At 71.0% G+C, this 17838-nt stretch carries 15 protein-coding genes; 5 read left to right on the top strand and 10 right to left on the bottom strand.

Features of this window, described 5'->3' with window-relative positions; genetic code table 11:
• Nucleotides 1-71 precede the first annotated feature (71 nt).
• Nucleotides 72-1595 carry a cytochrome P450 gene (locus ACH41F_RS13745; protein WP_398835265.1) on the top strand — a complete coding sequence of 508 codons (1524 nt, stop codon included), beginning with the start codon at nt 72-74 and terminating at the stop codon, nt 1593-1595.
• Nucleotides 1596-1625: 30 nt separating this feature from the next.
• On the opposite strand, the gene ACH41F_RS13740 is transcribed toward ACH41F_RS13745, so the two are convergent.
• On the bottom strand, nt 1626-2453 hold the full coding sequence (locus tag ACH41F_RS13740; protein WP_398835262.1) for a pentapeptide repeat-containing protein: 828 nt from the start codon (nt 2451-2453) through the stop codon (nt 1626-1628).
• 148 nt (nt 2454-2601) lie between these two features.
• Between ACH41F_RS13740 and ACH41F_RS13735 the strand changes: the two genes are divergently transcribed.
• Nucleotides 2602-2802 (top strand): DUF5999 family protein, encoded by a 201-nt coding sequence (locus ACH41F_RS13735; RefSeq protein ID WP_391238480.1) that lies wholly within the window; start codon nt 2602-2604, stop codon nt 2800-2802.
• 52 nt (nt 2803-2854) lie between these two features.
• On the opposite strand, the gene ACH41F_RS13730 is transcribed toward ACH41F_RS13735, so the two are convergent.
• From ACH41F_RS13730 to ACH41F_RS13690, 9 genes are all read right to left on the bottom strand, one after another.
• Nucleotides 2855-3598 carry a PIG-L deacetylase family protein gene (locus tag ACH41F_RS13730; protein ID WP_398835259.1) on the bottom strand — a complete coding sequence of 248 codons (744 nt, stop codon included), beginning with the start codon at nt 3596-3598 and terminating at the stop codon, nt 2855-2857.
• A 32-nt stretch (nt 3599-3630) separates the two neighbouring features.
• A complete protein-coding gene (locus ACH41F_RS13725; RefSeq protein ID WP_398835255.1) occupies nt 3631-4932 on the bottom strand; it encodes an alpha/beta fold hydrolase in 1302 nt (433 codons plus the stop codon).
• A gap of 103 nt (nt 4933-5035) precedes the next feature.
• Nucleotides 5036-6061 (bottom strand): substrate-binding domain-containing protein, encoded by a 1026-nt coding sequence (locus ACH41F_RS13720; protein WP_391238489.1) that lies wholly within the window; start codon nt 6059-6061, stop codon nt 5036-5038.
• A 77-nt stretch (nt 6062-6138) separates the two neighbouring features.
• Nucleotides 6139-7563 carry a BNR-4 repeat-containing protein gene (locus ACH41F_RS13715; RefSeq protein WP_391238492.1) on the bottom strand — a complete coding sequence of 475 codons (1425 nt, stop codon included), beginning with the start codon at nt 7561-7563 and terminating at the stop codon, nt 6139-6141.
• A gap of 31 nt (nt 7564-7594) precedes the next feature.
• Nucleotides 7595-7915 (bottom strand): L-rhamnose mutarotase, encoded by a 321-nt coding sequence (locus tag ACH41F_RS13710; RefSeq protein WP_391238495.1) that lies wholly within the window; start codon nt 7913-7915, stop codon nt 7595-7597.
• 40 nt (nt 7916-7955) lie between these two features.
• Nucleotides 7956-9035, bottom strand: a complete 1080-nt coding sequence (rhaS, locus tag ACH41F_RS13705; protein WP_398835250.1) for a rhamnose ABC transporter substrate-binding protein — start codon at nt 9033-9035, stop codon at nt 7956-7958.
• 99 nt (nt 9036-9134) lie between these two features.
• Complete coding sequence (locus ACH41F_RS13700; RefSeq protein WP_398835248.1) at nt 9135-10109, bottom strand: ABC transporter permease; 975 nt, start codon at nt 10107-10109, stop codon at nt 9135-9137.
• The gene (locus ACH41F_RS13695; protein ID WP_398835245.1) at nt 10102-11142 is read right to left on the bottom strand and encodes an ABC transporter permease; all 1041 of its coding nucleotides are present in this window, start codon (nt 11140-11142) and stop codon (nt 10102-10104) included. The genes ACH41F_RS13700 and ACH41F_RS13695 overlap by 8 nt, the downstream gene beginning before the upstream one ends.
• Entirely contained in the window at nt 11139-12656 is a 1518-nt protein-coding gene (locus tag ACH41F_RS13690; RefSeq protein ID WP_391238506.1) for an ATP-binding cassette domain-containing protein, read from the bottom strand. Before ACH41F_RS13690 ends, ACH41F_RS13695 begins: the two co-directional genes overlap by 4 nt.
• A 295-nt stretch (nt 12657-12951) precedes the next feature.
• Here ACH41F_RS13690 and rhaI point away from each other — a divergent pair, with 295 nt between their 5' ends.
• From rhaI to ACH41F_RS13675, 3 genes are all read left to right on the top strand, one after another.
• Complete coding sequence (gene rhaI / locus ACH41F_RS13685) at nt 12952-14112, top strand: L-rhamnose isomerase (protein WP_391238508.1); 1161 nt, start codon at nt 12952-12954, stop codon at nt 14110-14112.
• Nucleotides 14113-14252: 140 nt separating this feature from the next.
• Nucleotides 14253-16292 (top strand): bifunctional aldolase/short-chain dehydrogenase, encoded by a 2040-nt coding sequence (locus ACH41F_RS13680; protein ID WP_391238511.1) that lies wholly within the window; start codon nt 14253-14255, stop codon nt 16290-16292.
• 5 nt (nt 16293-16297) lie between these two features.
• A complete protein-coding gene (locus ACH41F_RS13675; protein ID WP_398835388.1) occupies nt 16298-17737 on the top strand; it encodes a rhamnulokinase family protein in 1440 nt (479 codons plus the stop codon).
• The last annotated feature ends 101 nt before the right edge of the window (nt 17738-17838 follow it).

Raw genomic sequence — 17838 nt, 5'->3', positions numbered from 1 at the left:
TCAGACTGGGCACGCTATTGAACCCACGTACAACACGCGCAACTCGCAGGTGGAGCAAGGGAGATGGCGGCATGGCGGAGACGATGCCCGCGGACGGACTGCCGAAGGGGTTCCGCAGCGCCGAGCAGGGCTGGCCCGAGCTGCACCGCATCCCGCACCCGCCGCGCCGCCTCCCCCTGCTGGGGGACGTGCTCGGGGTCGACCGGGCCACCCCGCTCCAGGACTCCCTCCGGTTCGGCCGCATGCTGGGGCCGATCTTCCGGCGCAAGGCCTTCGACCGGGAGTTCGTGTTCGTCGGGGGCGGCCGGCTCGCGGCCGACCTCGCCGACGAGACCCGCTTCGCCAAGCACGTCGGCCTCGGCGTCGCCAACCTGCGGCCCGTCGCCGGCGACGGCCTGTTCACGGCGTACAACCACGAGCCGAACTGGCAGCTGGCCCACGACGTGCTGGCGCCGGGCTTCAGCCGGGAGGCGATGGAGGGCTACCACCCGATGATGCTGGCCGTGGCCGAGCGGCTCACGGACCACTGGGACCGCGAACTCGCCGCGGGGCGCGCGGTCGACGTGCCCGGGGACATGACCAAGCTGACCCTGGAGACGATCGCGCGGACCGGGTTCGGTCATGACTTCGGTTCCTTCGAGCGGGACCGCCCGCATCCCTTCATCACCGCGATGGTCGGCACGCTCACCTACGCGCAGCGGCTGAACTCGGTGCCCTGGCCATGGCTGTTGCGCAAGGCCGCGCGGCGCAACGAGGCCGACATCGCGTGTCTGAACCGCACGGTCGACGAGCTGGTCCGGGTCCGGCGCGAGGGCCGCGGCAACGGCGGGCACGGCGATCTCCTCGACCGGATGCTGGAGACGGCCCGTCCCGGGACCGGGGAACGGCTGTCCGCGCAGAACGTCCGCCGCCAGGTCATCACCTTCCTGGTGGCCGGCCACGAGACGACCTCGGGCGCGCTCTCCTTCGCCCTGCACTACCTCGCCCGGCACCCCGACATCGCGGCACGCGCGCGTGCGGAGGTGGACCGGGTCTGGGGCGACGCGCCGGTGCCGGGCTACGACCAGGTGGCCAAGCTGCGCTATGTGCGCCGGGTGCTGGACGAATCGCTGCGGCTGTGGCCGACGGCGCCCGCCTTCGCCCGGGAGGCGACCGAGGACACGGTGCTCGCCGGGGAGCACCCGATGCGGCGGGGCGCGTGGACGCTGGTCCTCACCCCGATGCTGCACCGCGACCCCGAGGTGTGGGGCGCCGACGCCGAGCGCTTCGACCCGGACCGCTTCGACCCCAAGGCGGTCCGCACCCGTGCCCCGCACACCTTCAAGCCGTTCGGGACCGGCGCGCGGGCCTGCATCGGCCGGCAGTTCGCCCTGCACGAGGCCACCCTGGTCCTCGGCCTGCTGCTGCGCCGCTACGAGTTCCGGGCCGATCCGGCCTACCGGCTCCGGGTGACGGAACGGCTGACGCTGATGCCGGAGGGGTTGCGGCTGCACCTGTCCCGCCGACAGGTGTCCGCGCCGGTACCCGCGCCGGGGGCCGGGGAGGGGGCGGTGGCCTCGGAGTCGGGGTGCCCGGTGCGCGGGGGCGGTGGCTGAACCTGGTGCGGGGCGGCTCCGGAGTCCGGCTCAGGGGCCCGTCCAGTGGCCCGGGCGCGTCAGGGACCCCGGCAGCCGGGTGCCCGCGCTGCCCCGGGCCGCGTTCAGCTGCGGCTGGGTCAGGAAGAAGGCGCCGGTCAGATCGGCGTCGGTGAGGTCGGTGTCGCGCAGGTCGGCGCCGATCAGGTCCGCGCCGCGCAGGTCGGCACCGGTGAGGTCGGCGGCGATGAGACAAGCGCCGCGCAGGTTGGCGTCGCGCAGGTCGGCGCCCTTGAGGCGGGCGCCCACGAGATCGGCGCCCCGACGGTCCTTCTTCTTGCCCCGGGTGCCCGCGCGGACCAGTTCGCTGGTCCGCAGCAACAGGACGTTGACCTCCTGCCGGTGCGCGGGGACGTCCAGCGCGGCGAGCTCGGCCGGGGTCCGGCGCGTGAGTGCCTCCGTCCGCTCCAGCATGCGGCGCAGGTCGGCGTGGACCGGGCGGGCCGCGGGCAGGGTGAGGGCCTCGGTGAGGTACCAGAGCAGTTCGTGCAACTGCCGGACCACCGGGAACAGGTCGAACATCTCGCGGGCCCGCTCACGGGGGCCCGTACGCCAGTCCTGGCCGCCGAAGGTGACCTGGGAGACCTTCTGCCCGGCGCCGAAGCAGTCGTAGACCGTGCAGCCGTTGTATCCCCGCTGCCGCAGCCGGGCGTGGATGCCGCAGCGGTGGTCCTCCTGGAGGTTGGCACAGGGGGTACCGGCCGGCTTGTCACGCGCGAAGTCCGCCGAGGCCGCGAACGGCAGGGCGACGCAGCACAATCCGAAACAGCTCGCGCAGTCGCCGCGCAGGTCGGCGGCACCGGCTATGTGATCTTGCATGGTGTCCAGGATACGAAACCGACCTCACCGGTGAATTTTCCGGGCTGTGCGGGTCTCCACATACGGAGGAGAAAGAAGTCGGCTACCACTGAGGGGGCAGGCCGACGGAAAACAGGAGCAGCGCCCCGACCAGACCTGGAGAGCCTTCATGTGCAGCCACCAGCCCGCGTGCCCCACCGCCGACAGCGCGGACCACCACGCCGCGGTCATCGTGTCGTCCCACCCCGAGCAGGGCTGGCACCTGCTGTGCAACGGCACCATCCTCTTCGACGACACCGGTGAACTCCTCCCGGACGGGCGCGCGGTGAGCCCGCACCGTCCGCTCGGCCCGCTGGTCGCCGCCGCCTGACCCGTTCCGCCGGGGGAACAGCCGCGCGGAGTGGAAGTCCCGCTACCGGCCGCTACCGGCCGAAGAGTTCGAAGGCGACGGCCGGTTTCCCGCCGAACCGCTCCCCCACCGCCGCGGCGTTGCCGGTGAGGAAGTCACGGGCGTACGTCTCCGGGTCCTGGTCCGTCAACGCCTCGATGTACGTGCGGTGTTCGAGCAGTGAGCGCACCGCGCGCTCCAGACCGGCGGAGGCGTCGGCCGCGTGGGTGGGGGTCGACGAACCCGCGACGGCGACCCAGCGGACGCCGTTCCAGGGTTCCAGGCCCCGCTCCCCCAGCTCCGGGAAGATCCAGCGGTTCCCGGCGTCGGCGGCCGCGTCCAGGGTCGCGCGGCCCACCGCCACGTGGTCCGGGGTGTTCCAGGCGACGCCGCCCCAGGTGTCGCGGTGGTTGAGGGTGATGACCAGCTCGGGGCGGTGGCGGCGGATCGCGGCGGCGATGTCGCGGCGCAGGCCGACGCCGTACTCGACCACACCGTCCTCGTGGTCGAGGAACTCCACCGTCGACACCCCCACGACCGCCGCGCTGGCCCGCTGCTCCCGCTCGCGCAGCGGTCCGCACCGGGCGGGGTCCAGGGTGTCGATGCCGGCCTCGCCGCGGGTCGCGAGGACGTAGGACACCTCACGGCCGGCGTCGGTCCAGGCGGCGATCGCCGCCGAGCAGCCGTACTCCAGGTCGTCCGGGTGGGCCACGACGGCGAGGGCGCGCTGCCAGTCCTCGGGCATCGGCTGGAGCTGAGTGATCGTCGGATCGGTCATGCCCGCAGACTAAGGCCTGTTGTCCCCCCGGATCACGCCTCGTCGCGGGTGAGGGCCAGCAGCCGGTCCAGGACGCGCGGGCCGCCCGCCCGGACGCCGTCGTGCTCGAACTCGTCGGTCACCCAGGTGCGTAGGCCGCGGACGGCCCGGGCGGTCCGCAGGGAGTGGGCGGTGTCGACGTACATGTCGTCGTGGTAGACGGCCGCGGCGACCGGTACCTCGTTGGCGGCGAGGCGGGCGGCGTCGTAGAGGGGGGTCCAGTCGGTGCGGGCGGCGAGGAGTTCGGCGGTCTCGCGCAGCGGGCGCAGCGCCGGGTCGGTCTCGAACATCCAGGGGTGGATGGACTCGCCGGTGAACTGCACCGGCCCGTCGCCCGCGAGCGTCTTGGCGGCGTCGAACTGCGGGAACTCGGCGCGGACCCGCTCGGCCGACCAGGCGGTGGGGCGGTCGTCCTGTGCGTAGATCGCCTCGTGGACGAGGGCGTAGAGGGGGTGGCCGGCGTACGACAGGAGGGTCTGGACCTGTTCCTGGAACGCGTCGGACAGGGCCGTGCCGTGCGGGGTGCGCACGAAGGCGTCCTCCAGGAGGAAGTGCAGGCGGTGGCTGCCGTCGCCGGTGCCGAGGAGGATGCCGAGGGACTGGAAGGCCTCGACGGTGAGGCGGTAGCCGTTGGGCAGGACGACCTCGCGGTTGTGCAGGTGCTCGGCGATCCGGCGGGCCCGCTCGACGTCCTGCGGGTAGCGGGCGTAGTGCGCGGCGACCTTGCGCTCGATGCGCGGGTAGGCGGCGCGGTAGACGTCGTCGGCGTGCGCGTCGAGGGAGGGCAGACCGCCGGTGATCACGGCGGCGCTGAGGCCCTCGGGGGCGGTGGAGAGGTAGGCGACCGCGCAGAAGCCGCCGAAGCTCTGGCCGAGGACGGTCCAGGGGGCGCCGCCGGTGACCGCGGGGCGGATCGCCTCGCAGTCGCGGACGATCGAGTCGGCGCGGAAGCGGGTGAGGTAGTCGGCCTGCGCGGCGGGGCCGCCGCGCAGCGGGAGGGTCTGCCGGTTGGCGGGAGTGGAGTGGCCGGTGCCGCGCTGGTCCAGGAGCAGGACGCGGTACTCCTTCAGGGCGCGGCCGAGCCAGCCGGGTGTGCCGACGAAGCGGTTCGCGCCGAAGCCGGGGCCGCCCTGGAGGTAGACCAGCCAGGGCAGGTCCTGCCGTGCCCTGTCGCCGGCGACCACCTCACGGGCGTAGAGCTCGATCGTCTCCCCGGTGGGGTCGTCGTGGTCGAGGGGCACGGTGAAGCGGCGGTCGGTGAGGACGACGCCGGGCTGGCGGTAGGTCGCGGTCAACAGGGCTCCCGGGACGGGCGGACAGGGGTGGGTGCGTCCCAGTTCAGCACATGTCCGTCCGAGGTCCGATCCCCGGGATCATGAAGTCGTACTGAACCGTGGGTCAGCGGGCGGACAGGCTGGAACGGCGTACGACCAGTTCCGGCTGGAGGACGACCCGGCGGTGCTCGTGCCGGCGCGGAGCGGTCTCCGCCTCGGTCTCCTCCAACAGCAGTTCGGCGGCGAGGGCGCCCATGGTGACGGCGGGCTGGCGGACCGAGGTGAGGGGGACGGCCGCGGCGGCGGCGAACTCGATGTCGTCGTAGCCGACGATGGCGAGGTCGTCGGGGACGTTTATCCCGGCCGCGTACATGGCCTGGAGGACGCCGAGGGCGAGGAGGTCATTGGCGCAGAAGACGGCGGTGGGGCGGTCGGCGAGGCCGAGGAGGCGGGCACCGGCGTCCCGGCCGGCGGCGACGTCGAGGCGCTCGGTGGGCAGTTCGCGCAGCACCTCGGGGGCGAGCCCGGCCTCGGCGAGCGCGTTGAGGGCGCCGGTGCGGCGGTCGCGCACCTGGTTGAAGCCGGGCGGACCGCTGACGTAGGCGATGGTGCGGTGTCCGGCGTCGATGAGGTGGCGCACGGCGAGGGCGCCGCCGGCCACGTCGTCGACGGAGACCGAGCACTCCGTGGTGCCCTCGGCGACCCGGTCGACGAGGACGAAGGGGATGCCGTGGCGCCGGAAGGTGTCGATGTTGCGGCCGGTCGCGTCGGCGGGGGTGAGCAGCACGCCCCGGACCCGCTGCTCGGCGAAGAGGGAGAGGTACTCGGCCTCCTCGCCGGGGCTCTGCGCGCTGTTGCAGACCATCACGCCGAGCCCTGCGTCCCGGGCGGCCCGCTCGGCGCCGCGCGCGACGTCCACGAAGAACGGGTTGCCCATGTCGAGGACGAGCAGCCCCATGATCCGGCTGCGGCCCGCGCGCAGTTGGCGCGCGGACTCGCTGCGGACGTAGCCGAGCCGGTCGATCGCGGACTGGACCCGGGCCCGGGTCTCGGTGGCGACGGAGTCCGGGCGGTTGATCACGTTCGACACCGTGCCCACCGAGACTCCGGCGGCACGGGCGACGTCCTTGATACCCACCGACTGGGCCATCGGGCTGGAACCTCCAGGGGAACGAGGGGCGGCGGGCAGGCCTTCACATTACCGGCACACCGCCCCGTCACGACGCGTCAGGCGGGGAGCGCGAAGTCGACGACACGCAGTGCGGACGGCGTCGTCCCGCTGGACTTCTCCTGGTACATGAAGGACAGGACGTTGTCCTGCGCGACGCGCGTCTCGTCGATCACGACCTCGCCGAAGGCGTTGAGGCCGCTGCCGTCGAAGAGGATCTTCCAGTCGGTGTGGCCGGACGCCTTGGACGCCGCGGCGATCCGGCCGAACGGGAAGATCGCGTAGGCGTTGTCGTACCGGTCCAGGATCAACTTGGTGCGCTGGCTGGAGCCGAGCACGACGGGGATCTCGGTCTTCAGCCAGGCGCCGGAGGAGTTCTTGCGGACGTGGAAGGCGCGGCCGTTGGCGGTGCGGTCCGAGACATAGTTGGTGGTGCACTGGCCGAAGCGGCCGGGGACGTAGCTGATGATGGCGTGCGGCAGGCCGGCGGAGTCGGTGAACTGGCTCTCCTGGTTCATCAGGGAGTGGTCCGGGTTCAGCGCGTCGATGACCAGGCCGGAGTCGGTGACGGCGACCTTGTCGGAGCCGCCGGTGGTGCCGACGACGGTGCCGGCGTTGTTGCGCCAGGTGCGGCCGCGGTCGTCGGAGTAGACGTAGCCGGTGTCGTGGTTGGTGATGCCGCCGGAGGAGCACATCACGGCGCCGTTCTGCTCACGCCAGGTGAAGAAGGAGTGCAGCCGGCCATTGCGGTCGTAGTCGATGCCGTGCAAGTACATGTTGCGGGCCGTCGAGGAGCCGTGCTCGCTGGTGTAGGTGCCGGTGGAGCTGGACCACTCCCCGAGGTTGGTCCAGGTCGAACCCCCGTACTCCGCGAGGGCGTTGCGGCCGTTGCCGGATATCCCGGCCCGGTAGCTGAGCTGGAGCTTGCCGTCGGGGGTGGAGATGAACTGCGGGTAGGTGAACTGCGAGGTCAGGGTGAGGCCGTCCAGCGTGGACTGGGGTGCGCCGAAGCGGCCGGCCGTCCAGCTCAGTCCGGCGGGGTTGTCCATCAGGCCCGCCTGCGACTTGACGTAGGTGAAGCCGTCGCTGTGGGAGTCCATGTTGAGGTGGAGGCGGCCGTCGACCTTGGAGACGCCCATGGAGATGACGTTGTGCGAGTCACTGGCCTTGAGGGTGTGCCCGACCTTGACCGTCGACCAGGTGCTGCCGCCCAGGACGCGGCGGCCGACGACGGCGTTCTTGTCGGCGGTGTACCAGACGGCGTACTGGTAGCCCTTGTAGGTCAACAGGCCGTTCTTCTGGAACGAGTTGTTGTTGACCAGGCCGTCGTAGGACACGAAGAACACGGCCTGGCTGTCGAGCGTGGTCGTGCCCGTGCGGGTGACGGAGGGGCCGGGGTCGGCGGCGCGGGCGGTACCGGAGGCGAGGGCGGGGGTCACCACGGCGCCGGCGAGGGCGGCGCCGAGCAGAGTACGTCTCTTCATGGATGCGGCTCCTGAGAGTGCTGACGGGGCGTCAGGCGAGGTGGAACACTTCGGTGAGCGGTTTCATGGCCTCGTCGGGGCGGGCGCCGTCCAGCGACTCGAAGAACGGCGCCATCTCCGCCTGCCAGCGGGCGTTGACCTCGGTGGCCGCCATGCCGGCCTGCGCGGCTGCGAAGTCCTCGGTCTCCAGGTAGCCGACGAGCAGGCCGTCGTCGCGCAGGAAGAGCGAGTAGTTGTGCCAGCCGGTGGCCGAGAGAGCGTCGAGCATCTCCGGCCACACCGCTGCGTGCCGTTCGCGGTACTCGGCGAGCTTGTCCTGACGGACCTTGAGCAGGAAGCAGACGCGCTGCATGAAGTACCGCTCCTTCGGGGGGAGATCAGTTCGGGGGAGATCAGAAGTTGAACTGGTCGATGTTCTTGGCGTCGAACACGGTCGGCTTGCCGAGGTTGATCACGCCGTCCTTGCCGATGGTGTAGGTGGTGCCGCCGGCCTTGAAGGTCTCGCCCTCCTTGCCGGTGATCTGGCCCGAGACCAGCGCCACGGCCGTCTGGGCGGCCAGCGCGCCGAGCTTCGCCGGGTCCCACAGCTCGAACGCCTCGACGGTGCCGTTCTTGACGTACTTGCGCATGTCGTTGGGGGTGCCGAGGCCGGTCAGCTTGACCTTGCCCTTGTACTTGGAACCGGACAGGTACTGGGCGGCCGCCTTGATGCCGACCGTGGTCGGGGAGATGATCCCCTTCAGGTTCGGGTACTCCTGGAGCAGGCCCTGGGTCTGCTGGAAGGACTGCTGGGCGTCGTCGTTGCCGTAGGCGACCTTGACGAGCTTGACGTCCTTGTACTTGGGGTCCTTCAGCTCGTCCTTCATGAAGTCGATCCAGGTGTTCTGGTTCGTCGCGGTCTGCGCGGCGGACAGGATCGCGATCTCGCCCTTGTAGTCGATCTGTTCGGCGAGCAGCTGCACCTCGGTGCGGCCGAGGTCCTCGGCGGAGGCCTGAGAGACGAAGGCGTTGCGGCAGTCCGGCTTGGTGTCGGAGTCGTAGGTGACGACCTTGATGTCGTTCTTCATGGCCTGCTTGGTCGCGGTGCACAGGGCGCCCGGGTCCTGCGCGGAGACGGCCATCGCGTCGACCTGCTGCTGGGTGAGGGTGTTGACGTAACTCACCTGGCCCGCGGTGTCGGTGGCGTTGGACGGGCCGACCTCCTTGTAGTTGGAGCCCAGCTCCTTCAGGGCCGCCTCGCCGCCCTTGTCCGCGGAGGTGAAGTACGGGTTGTTGACCTGCTTGGGCAGGAAGCCGACGGTCAGGCCCTTCTTGGTGGCCGCGTTGGGGTCGGCCTTGCCGGCGGAGGCCGCGGAGGCGCCCTCCTTCTCGACGTCCTTCTTGGTGGTGCCGCCGCAGGCGGTGAGCGCCAGGGCGAGCGAGGTTCCGGCGGCGAGGGCCGCGCAGCTACGGCGGAGAGATGTCTTGCGCATGGCGTGGAGTCCTTTGATCCGAGGGTGAAGTGGACGCGCCCCCAAGGGGCGCGGGGAACTGCGCGACCAGCCACAACGGGCCGGCAGCTTCAAGACGGCCTACGACGTGAGCCTTTGCGCCCTGGCCACTACGATCTGCCTGGCGACGCGCGGCCCGAGCACCGACAGCACCAGCAGGACGCCCGTGACGAGGATCTGCGACTGAGCCGACACGTCCTGGAGGCTCATCACGTTCTGGAGCGTGCCGAGCAGGAACACGCCCGCGATCGCGCCGCCCAGCGTCCCCTTCCCTCCGTCGAAGTCGATGCCGCCGAGCAACACCGCCGCGATGACGGACAGTTCGAGCCCCGTCGCGTTGTCGTACCGGGCGGACGCGTAGTGCAGCGCCCAGAAGATCCCGGTGAACGAGGCCATCAGCCCGGTCACCGTGAACAGGATCAGCTTCTGCCGCTTGACCCGGATGCCGGCGAACCGCGCGGCCTCCTCGCTCGCGCCGATCGCGAACGTGGCGCGCCCGAACGGCGTGGCGTGCAGGACGACCACGGCGATCACGAGCAGCACGAGGAAGACCGGGAAGGCCCGCGGGACGAACGAGTCCCCGATGCGCCCGGACGCGAAGTCCAGGTACTGGGTGGGGAAGTCGGTCACCGCGTCGGAGCCGAGCACGATCTGTGCGATGCCCCGGTAGGCGGCGAGGGTGCCGATGGTGACGGCGAGGGAGGGCAGCCCGAGCCGGGTGACGAGCAGACCGTTGATCAGTCCGCAGACCACTCCGAGCGCCAGGCAGATCGGGATGATCGTCTCGATCGTCATGCCCTGGTTCCACAGGGCGCCCATCACGGCACCGGAGAGACCGGCGGTGGAGGCGACCGAGAGGTCGATCTCGCCCGAGACGACCAGAAGGGTCATCGGCAGGGCGATCAGAGCGATCGGAAGAGTGCCGCCGATCAGGAACGACAGGTTGAACGCGTTTCCGAAACCGTCGACCCTTCCGAAGGACAGCAGGAGCACGACGATCAGGACGGCGCCGACGATCGTGTCCCACCGGATCGCGCGGCTGAGGGACTCAGGCATGGCGGGCGTTCCTCTTCTTCAGGGCCGAGGCCACGCGCAGCGCGACGACCCGGTCGACCGCGATGGCGAGGATGAGCAGGATGCCGTTGATGGCGAGCACCCACACGGAGCTGACGCCGAGGGCGGGCAGCACACTGTTGATGGAGGTCAGCAGCAGGGCGCCGAGGGCCGCGCCGTAGACGCTTCCGGAGCCGCCGGTGAAGACGACACCGCCGACCACGACGGCGCTGACGACGGTGAGTTCGTAGCCGTTGCCGGTCCCGGAGTCCACGTTGCCGAAGCGGGCGAGGTACATCGCGCCGGCGAGTCCGGCGAGGGCCCCGCAGAAGGTGTACGCGGCGAGGATCCGCTTGCGGACCGGGATGCCGGCGAGCCGGGCGGCCTCCGGGTTGGAGCCGAGGGCGTACAGCTCGCGGCCGCTGCCGAAGTGCTTGAGGTAGTACGCGGTGGCCACCAGCACCGCCAGCGCGATGAGCGCGAGGTAGGGCACGGCGGAGATGCCGCCGGAGCCGAAGTCGATGAACCCGTCGGGCAGTCCGGCCGCGGTGATCTGGCGGGAGCCGACCCAGATGGAGTCGATGCCGCGGATGATGTAGAGCGTGCCCAGGGTGACGACGAGCGCGGGGACCTGACCGAGGCTGACGAGCAGGCCGTTCAGGAGCCCGAAGCCGATGCCCATCAGCACGGCGAGCGCGATCGCCATGACCGGGTTGCCGCCGCCCTGGAGGTAGGTTCCGGCGGCGAAGGCGCTGATGCCGAGCGTCGACCCGACCGACAGGTCGACGTTGCGGGTGATGACGACGAGGGACTGGCCGGTGGCGACCAGGACCAGGATCGTCGCGTTCAGCAGGAGGTCCTTGATGCCCTGCTCGGAGAGGAACTCGCTGTTGCCGGCCTGGGTGACGGCGATCATCACCAGGAAGACGACCAGGATGGCGAGTTCGCGCATCTTGAAGACGCGGTCCACCAGCCGGGTGCCGCTCGACCTGGGCACCTCGGCGACGGGGGTCTTGTCGGGGCTGATGACCGTCATGCGGCGGCCCTCCCCGTGGCTGCGGCCATCACGGTTTCCTCGGTGGCTTCGGAGCGCGGGATCTCGGCGGTGAGGCGGCCCTCGTGCATCACCAGCACGCGGTCGGCCATGCCGAGGATCTCGGGCAGGTCGGAGGAGATCATCAGGACGGCCACACCGTCGGCGGCCAGTTCGCTCAGCAGGCGGTGCACCTCGGCCTTGGTTCCGACGTCGATGCCGCGGGTGGGCTCGTCGACGATCAGCACCTTGGGGCCGGTGGCCAGCCACTTGGCGAGGACGACCTTCTGCTGGTTGCCGCCCGACAGGGTGTTGACGGTGTCGGCGATGCGGGCGTACTTCACCTGAAGCCTGACCGCCCAGTCGAGGGACCGGCTGCGCTCGGCGCCGCGGTCCATCAGTCCCGCCTTCACGGTCGTCCGCAGTCCGGTGAGGCCGATGTTGCGCTCGATGGACATGTCCATCACCAGGCCCTGGGCGCGCCGGTCCTCGGGGACCAGGGCGAGCCCCGAGGCCATCGCCACCGACGGCGCCCCGTTGGTGAGCCGCCTGCCGTCCAGTTCGACCTCGCCCGCGTCCCAGCGGTCGATGCCGAAGACCGCCCGGGCGACCTCGGTGCGCCCGGCGCCGACGAGTCCGGCGAGACCGACGATCTCACCGCGCCGGACGTCGAAGGAGACGTCCGTGAAGACCCCCTCCCGGGTCAGCCGGCGCACGCTCAGGGCCACCTCGCCGGCCTCGACGTCCTGCTTGGGGTAGAGCTCTTCGAGGTCGCGGCCGACCATGCGGCGCACGAGGTCGTCCTCGGTCATGCCGTCGATCGGCTCGCTGGAGATCCAGGCGCCGTCGCGCAGGGTGGTGACCCGTTGGCAGATCTGGAAGATCTCCTCCAGGCGGTGGGAGATGAACAGCACCGCGGCGCCCTGTTCGCGCAGGGTGCGCACGACCTTGAAGAGGCGGGCGACCTCGCTGCCGGTCAGGGCGGCGGTCGGCTCGTCCATGATCAGGACGCGGGCCTCGAAGGAGAGCGCCTTGGCGATCTCGACGATCTGCTGGTCCGCGATGGACAGTCCGCGTGCCGGGCGGTCGGGGTCGAGTTCGACGCCGAGCCGCTGCATCAGGGCGGCGGTGGCCGCGTGGGTGGCCTTGTGGTCGATCCGGCCGAGGGCCCTGCGGGGCTGGCGGCCCATGAAGATGTTCTCGGCGATCGACAGGTCGGGGAAGAGCGTGGGCTCCTGGTAGATGACGGCGATACCGGCGTCGCGGGCGTCGCCGGGGCCGTGGAAGACGACGGGCGCGCCGTCGAGCAGCACCTGGCCCGCGTCGGGCCGGTGCACTCCCGCGAGGGTCTTGATGAGGGTCGACTTGCCCGCGCCGTTCTCGCCGGCAAGGGCGTGCACCTCGCCGGGGAACAGCTCCAGGGACACGTCCCGCAGGGCGCGCACGGCACCGAAGGACTTCGAGATGTCCTTGAGCGCCAGCACCGGGGAAGGACCCGTTTCGGACGGGTGGGTCATGAGGGGCTCCTCGACGACGCCCGGGGCCTGCCTCACGGCGTCGTGAAAGGTTTCAACTTGGTTGCCGGGACGTTAGGCACGCAGCCCATGTCACGTCAATGGGTTCGTGTCGAAAATATTTCGATGTCGGTAGGTCACGGCCGAGTCACGAGCAACAGGCTTGGTCGCAGGGGTTGACACCCCTCGAAGCGGCTCATAGCTTCCCGTCTTGAATCGTTTCACACCGAAGTTTTCTCGGAACGCGTTCTTGGAACCTTTCAGAAGCCTTCCGACCCGACGTCACAGGAGCCCTGAAGTGACCGAGCTCGCCGCGGTGAAGGCCGCGCTCAAGACCCAGGCAGTCGAGACGCCGTCGTGGGCGTACGGGAACTCGGGAACGCGCTTCAAGGTGTTCGCGCAACAGGGCGTCCCGCGCACCCCGCAGGAGAAGCTGGACGACGCGGCCCAGGTGCACGCCTTCACCGGCGTGGCGCCGACCGTCGCCCTGCACATCCCCTGGGACAAGGTCGACGACTACGCCGCGCTGGCCAAGCACGCCGAGGACCGTGGCGTGCAGCTCGGCGCGATCAACTCCAACACCTTCCAGGACGACGCCTACAGGCTCGGCAGCATCTGCCACCCCGAGGCCGCGGTGCGGCGCAAGGCGGTCGACCACCTGCTGGAGTGCGTCGACATCATGGACGCCACGGGTTCCACCGACCTGAAGCTGTGGTTCGCGGACGGTACGAACTATCCCGGGCAGGACGACATCCGCTCGCGGCAGGACCGGCTGGCCGAGGGACTGGCCGAGGTCTACGAGCGGCTCGGGGACGGCCAGCGGATGCTGCTGGAGTACAAGTTCTTCGAGCCCGCCTTCTACACGACCGACGTCCCGGACTGGGGCACGGCGTACGCGCACTGTCTGAAGCTGGGCCCGAAGGCGCAGGTCGTGGTCGACACCGGCCACCACGCTCCCGGGACCAACATCGAGTTCATCGTCGCGACGCTGCTGCGGGAGGGGAAGCTCGGCGGGTTCGACTTCAACTCCCGGTTCTACGCGGATGACGACCTCATGGTGGGTGCGGCTGACCCGTTCCAGCTGTTCCGGATCATGTACGAGGTGGTGCGCGGGGGCGGGTTCACGCCCGACGTGGCGTTCATGCTCGATCAGTGCCACAACATCGAGGCGAAGATTCCGGCGATCATCCGTTCGGTGATGAATGTGCAGGAGGCGACGGCGAAGGCGCTGCTGGTCGACGGCGTCGCTCTGGCCGAGGCGCAGGCCTCTGGTGACGTCCTCGGTGCGAATGCCGTCGTGATGGACGCGTACAACACCGACGTGCGGCCGCTGCTGCGTGAGGTGCGGGAGGAGATGGGGTTGGACCCCGACCCCATGGGTGCGTATCGGCGGTCTGGGTGGGCCGAGAAGATCGTTGCTGAGCGTGTTGGTGGTGAGCAGGCCGGTTGGGGCGCGTAAGCGTCTGCCGGGTTCTGTTTCGTCGCGGGTGCGGGCCGGATGTGGCTGGTCGCGCCCACGCGGCGGAGCCGCACATTGATACGGCCCCGCGCCCCTGAGCAAGTGCACTCCCCCCTCTCTCCAAGAAGGACTGCAAGATCATGGCCATCCATCCCGAAGCCGCCGCTCTCCTCGCCCGGTCCCACCGGCTGGGCTCCGATCCTCGTAACACCAACTACGCCGGGGGCAACGCGTCCGCGAAAGGCGTCGACACCGATCCCGTCACCGGGGGTGAGGTGGAGCTGATGTGGGTGAAGGGATCCGGGGGTGACCTGGGCACCCTGACCGAGGCCGGGCTGGCCGTGCTGCGGCTGGACCGGATGCGGGCGCTCGTCGACGTCTACCCCGGTGTCGAGCGCGAGGACGAGATGGTCGCCGCGTTCGACTACTGCCTGCACGGCAAGGGAGGCGCGGCGCCCTCCATCGACACCGCCATGCACGGCCTGGTCGAGGCCGCGCACGTGGACCATCTGCACCCGGACTCCGGGATCGCGCTCGCCTGCGCCGCGGACGGGGAGAAGCTGACCGCCGAGTGTTTCGGCGACACGGTCGCCTGGGTGCCGTGGCGCCGGCCGGGATTCCAGCTGGGGCTGGACATCGCCGCGATCAAGGCCGCGAACCCGCAGGCCATCGGGTGTGTGCTCGGCGGTCACGGCATCACCGCCTGGGGCGACACCGCCGAGGAGTGCGAGCGCAACTCGCTGCACATCATCCGGACCGCCGAGAGGTTCCTCCAGGAGCGCGGCAAGGACGAGCCCTTCGGGCCGGTCATCGAGGGCTACGGAGCCCTGCCCGAGGCCGAGCGCAGGGAACGGGCCGCCGCGCTCGCGCCGCATGTCCGCGCCCTCGCCTCCCAGGACAGGCCGCAGGTCGGACACTTCACCGACTCCGAGGTCGTACTCGACTTCCTGGCCGCCGCCGAGCACCCCCGGCTCGCCGCGCTCGGCACCTCCTGCCCCGACCACTTCCTGCGCACCAAGGTCGCGCCGCTCGTCCTCGACCTGCCGCCGGCCGCGCCGCTGGAGGAGGCCGTCGCCCGGCTGAAGGAGCTGCACGCCGCGTACCGCGAGGAGTACGCCGCCTACTACCGGCGGCACGCGCTGCCCGACTCCCCGGCGATGCGCGGCGCCGACCCGGCGATCGTGCTGATCCCGGGCGTGGGCATGTTCTCCTTCGGCAAGGACAAGCAGACCGCGCGGGTGGCCGGCGAGTTCTACGTCAACGCCATCAACGTGATGCGCGGGGCGGAGGCCGTCTCCACCTACGCGCCGATCGAGGAGTCCGAGAAGTTCCGCATCGAGTACTGGTCCCTGGAGGAGGCCAAGCTCCAGCGGATGCCGAAGCCCAAGCCGCTCGCCACGCGGGTCGCGCTGGTCACGGGTGCGGGCAGCGGGATCGGCAAGGCGATCGCGCACCGGCTCGTCGCCGAGGGCGCCTGTGTCGTGGTCGCCGACCTCGACGGCGACAACGCCGCCGCGGTCGCCGAGGAGCTCGGCGGACCCGACAAGGCCGTCGCGGTGACCGTGGACGTGACGTCGGAGGAGCAGATCACGGAGGCCTTCAAGGCCGCCGTGCTCGCCTTCGGCGGAGTGGACCTCGTCGTGAACAACGCCGGGATCTCCATCTCCAAGCCGCTGCTCGAGACCTCCGCCAAGGACTGGGACCTCCAGCACGACATCATGGCCCGGGGCTCCTTCCTCGTCTCGCGCGAGGCCGCCCGGGTGATGATCGCGCAGGGACTGGGCGGCGACGTCGTCTACATCGCCTCCAAGAACGCCGTGTTCGCGGGCCCCAACAACATCGCCTACTCCGCGACCAAGGCCGACCAGGCCCACCAGGTCCGCCTGCTCGCCGCCGAACTCGGCGAGCACGGCATCCGCGTCAACGGGGTCAACCCGGACGGCGTGGTGCGCGGCTCGGGGATCTTCGCGGCCGGCTGGGGCGCCCAGCGCGCCGCCGTGTACGGGGTGGAGGAGGAGAAGCTGGGCGAGTTCTACGCGCAGCGGACCATCCTCAAGCGCGAGGTGCTGCCCGACCACGTGGCCAACGCCGTCTTCGCCCTGACCGGCGGGGAGTTGACCCACACCACCGGTCTGCACATCCCGGTCGACGCCGGCGTCGCGGCCGCCTTCCTGCGGTGACGGGCGTGATGTCGTACGCCGCGGTCGACCTCGGCGCGTCCAGCGGACGGGTCATGGTCGGCCGCGTCGGCCCGGACAGCCTGGAGCTGACCGAGGCGCACCGCTTCGCCAACCGGCCGGTGCGCACCCCCGAGGGACTGCGCTGGGACATCCTCGCGCTGTACGCCGGTGTCCTGGACGGTCTGCGCGCGGCCGGGCAGGTCGACTCGGTCGGCATCGACAGCTGGGCCGTGGACTACGGCCTCCTCGACGCGGACGGGGCGCTGCTCGGCAACCCGGTGCACTACCGGGACGCCCGCACCGAGGGCATCGCCGAGAAGGTGTGGGCGACCGTGCCCGCCGAGGAGCTGTACGGGGCCACGGGGTTGCAGTACGCGCCCTTCAACACCCTGTACCAGCTCACCGCCGCCCGCTCGTCGGCTCAACTGGCCCATGCCCACAGGCTCTTGCTCATCCCCGACCTCCTGACGTACTGGCTCACCGGCGAGCAGGGCACCGAGCTCACCAACGCCTCGACGACCCAGCTGATCGATCCGCGCACGCGCGGGTGGTCGTACGACATCGCCGCGCGGCTCGGGATCGACCTGGACCTCTTCGCGCCGCTGCGCCGGCCCGGTGACCGGGCCGGTGTGCTGCGGCCGGAGGTGCTGGAGGAGACCGGGCTCACCGGGCCCGTGCCGGTGACGGCGGTCGGTTCGCACGACACGGCGTCCGCGGTGGCAGCCGTTCCCGCCGCCCACGGTGAGCGGTTCGCGTACATCTGCACCGGCACCTGGTCGCTGGCCGGGCTGGAACTGGACGCGCCGGTGCTGACGGAGGAGAGCCGGGCGGCCAACTTCACCAATGAGCTGGGGCTGGACGGCACGGTCCGGTACCTGCGCAACATCATGGGGCTCTGGCTGCTCCAGGAGTGCGTACGGGCTTGGGGCGAACCGGAGTTGGGGGCGCTGCTGCGGGACGCGGCGAAGGCTCCGGCGCTGCGGTCGGTGGTGGACGCGGGGGACGCGGCGTTCCTCGCGCCGGGGCGGATGCCGGAGCGGATCGCCGAGGCGTGCCGCGGCTCGGGGCAGCCGGTGCCCGTCTCGCCCGGCGAGATCACGCGGTGCATCCTCGACTCGCTGGCCCTCGCCCACCGCAGGGCCGTCACCGACGCGCAACGGCTCGCCGACCGTCCCGTCGACGTGGTGCACGTCGTCGGGGGCGGCACCCGCAACGCGCTGCTGTGCCAGCTGACCGCCGACGCCTGCGGGCTGCCGGTGGTGGCGGGCCCGACGGAGGCGGCAGCCCTCGGGAACGTCCTCGTACAGGCCCGTACGCACGGGCTCGTCGGTGACCTGGCCGGCGCGCGCGAACTCCTCACCCGCACCCAGCCGTTGACCCGGTACGAACCCCGGGGGGACACCGCGCCGTGGCGCGAGGCGGAGGCCCGGCTCACCGACCGGTGAGCGGGGACTCCCCCGCTCCTCTCCGCCCCACAGCTCCCCCACTACGCTGAACGCGTGTGGGAGGGGCCCCCACACCCATCCGATGACCGAACACGAGGAGC

The sequence above is a fragment of the Streptomyces sp. NPDC020489 genome (genome assembly GCF_044386545.1).
Classification (GTDB): Bacteria; Actinomycetota; Actinomycetes; order Streptomycetales; family Streptomycetaceae; genus Streptomyces.
The sequence above is the reverse complement of the archived record's forward strand: the minus strand, read 5'-3'. Positions and strand labels throughout refer to the sequence as shown.

Bases quoted from the DNA above. Each gene is read 5' to 3' on its own strand.
- rhaS (WP_398835250.1), bottom strand. From the start codon at position 9,035: ATGCGCAAGACATCTCTCCGCCGTAGCTGCGCGGCCCTCGCCGCCGGA.
- ACH41F_RS13745 (WP_398835265.1), top strand. From the start codon at position 72: ATGGCGGAGACGATGCCCGCGGACGGACTGCCGAAGGGGTTCCGCAGC.
- ACH41F_RS13690 (WP_391238506.1), bottom strand. From the start codon at position 12,656: ATGACCCACCCGTCCGAAACGGGTCCTTCCCCGGTGCTGGCGCTCAAG.
- ACH41F_RS13710 (WP_391238495.1), bottom strand. From the start codon at position 7,915: ATGCAGCGCGTCTGCTTCCTGCTCAAGGTCCGTCAGGACAAGCTCGCC.
- ACH41F_RS13715 (WP_391238492.1), bottom strand. From the start codon at position 7,563: ATGAAGAGACGTACTCTGCTCGGCGCCGCCCTCGCCGGCGCCGTGGTG.
- ACH41F_RS13735 (WP_391238480.1), top strand. From the start codon at position 2,602: ATGTGCAGCCACCAGCCCGCGTGCCCCACCGCCGACAGCGCGGACCAC.
- ACH41F_RS13720 (WP_391238489.1), bottom strand. From the start codon at position 6,061: ATGGCCCAGTCGGTGGGTATCAAGGACGTCGCCCGTGCCGCCGGAGTC.
- ACH41F_RS13680 (WP_391238511.1), top strand. From the start codon at position 14,253: ATGGCCATCCATCCCGAAGCCGCCGCTCTCCTCGCCCGGTCCCACCGG.
- ACH41F_RS13695 (WP_398835245.1), bottom strand. From the start codon at position 11,142: ATGACGGTCATCAGCCCCGACAAGACCCCCGTCGCCGAGGTGCCCAGG.
- ACH41F_RS13730 (WP_398835259.1), bottom strand. From the start codon at position 3,598: ATGACCGATCCGACGATCACTCAGCTCCAGCCGATGCCCGAGGACTGG.
- ACH41F_RS13740 (WP_398835262.1), bottom strand. From the start codon at position 2,453: ATGCAAGATCACATAGCCGGTGCCGCCGACCTGCGCGGCGACTGCGCG.
- ACH41F_RS13700 (WP_398835248.1), bottom strand. From the start codon at position 10,109: ATGCCTGAGTCCCTCAGCCGCGCGATCCGGTGGGACACGATCGTCGGC.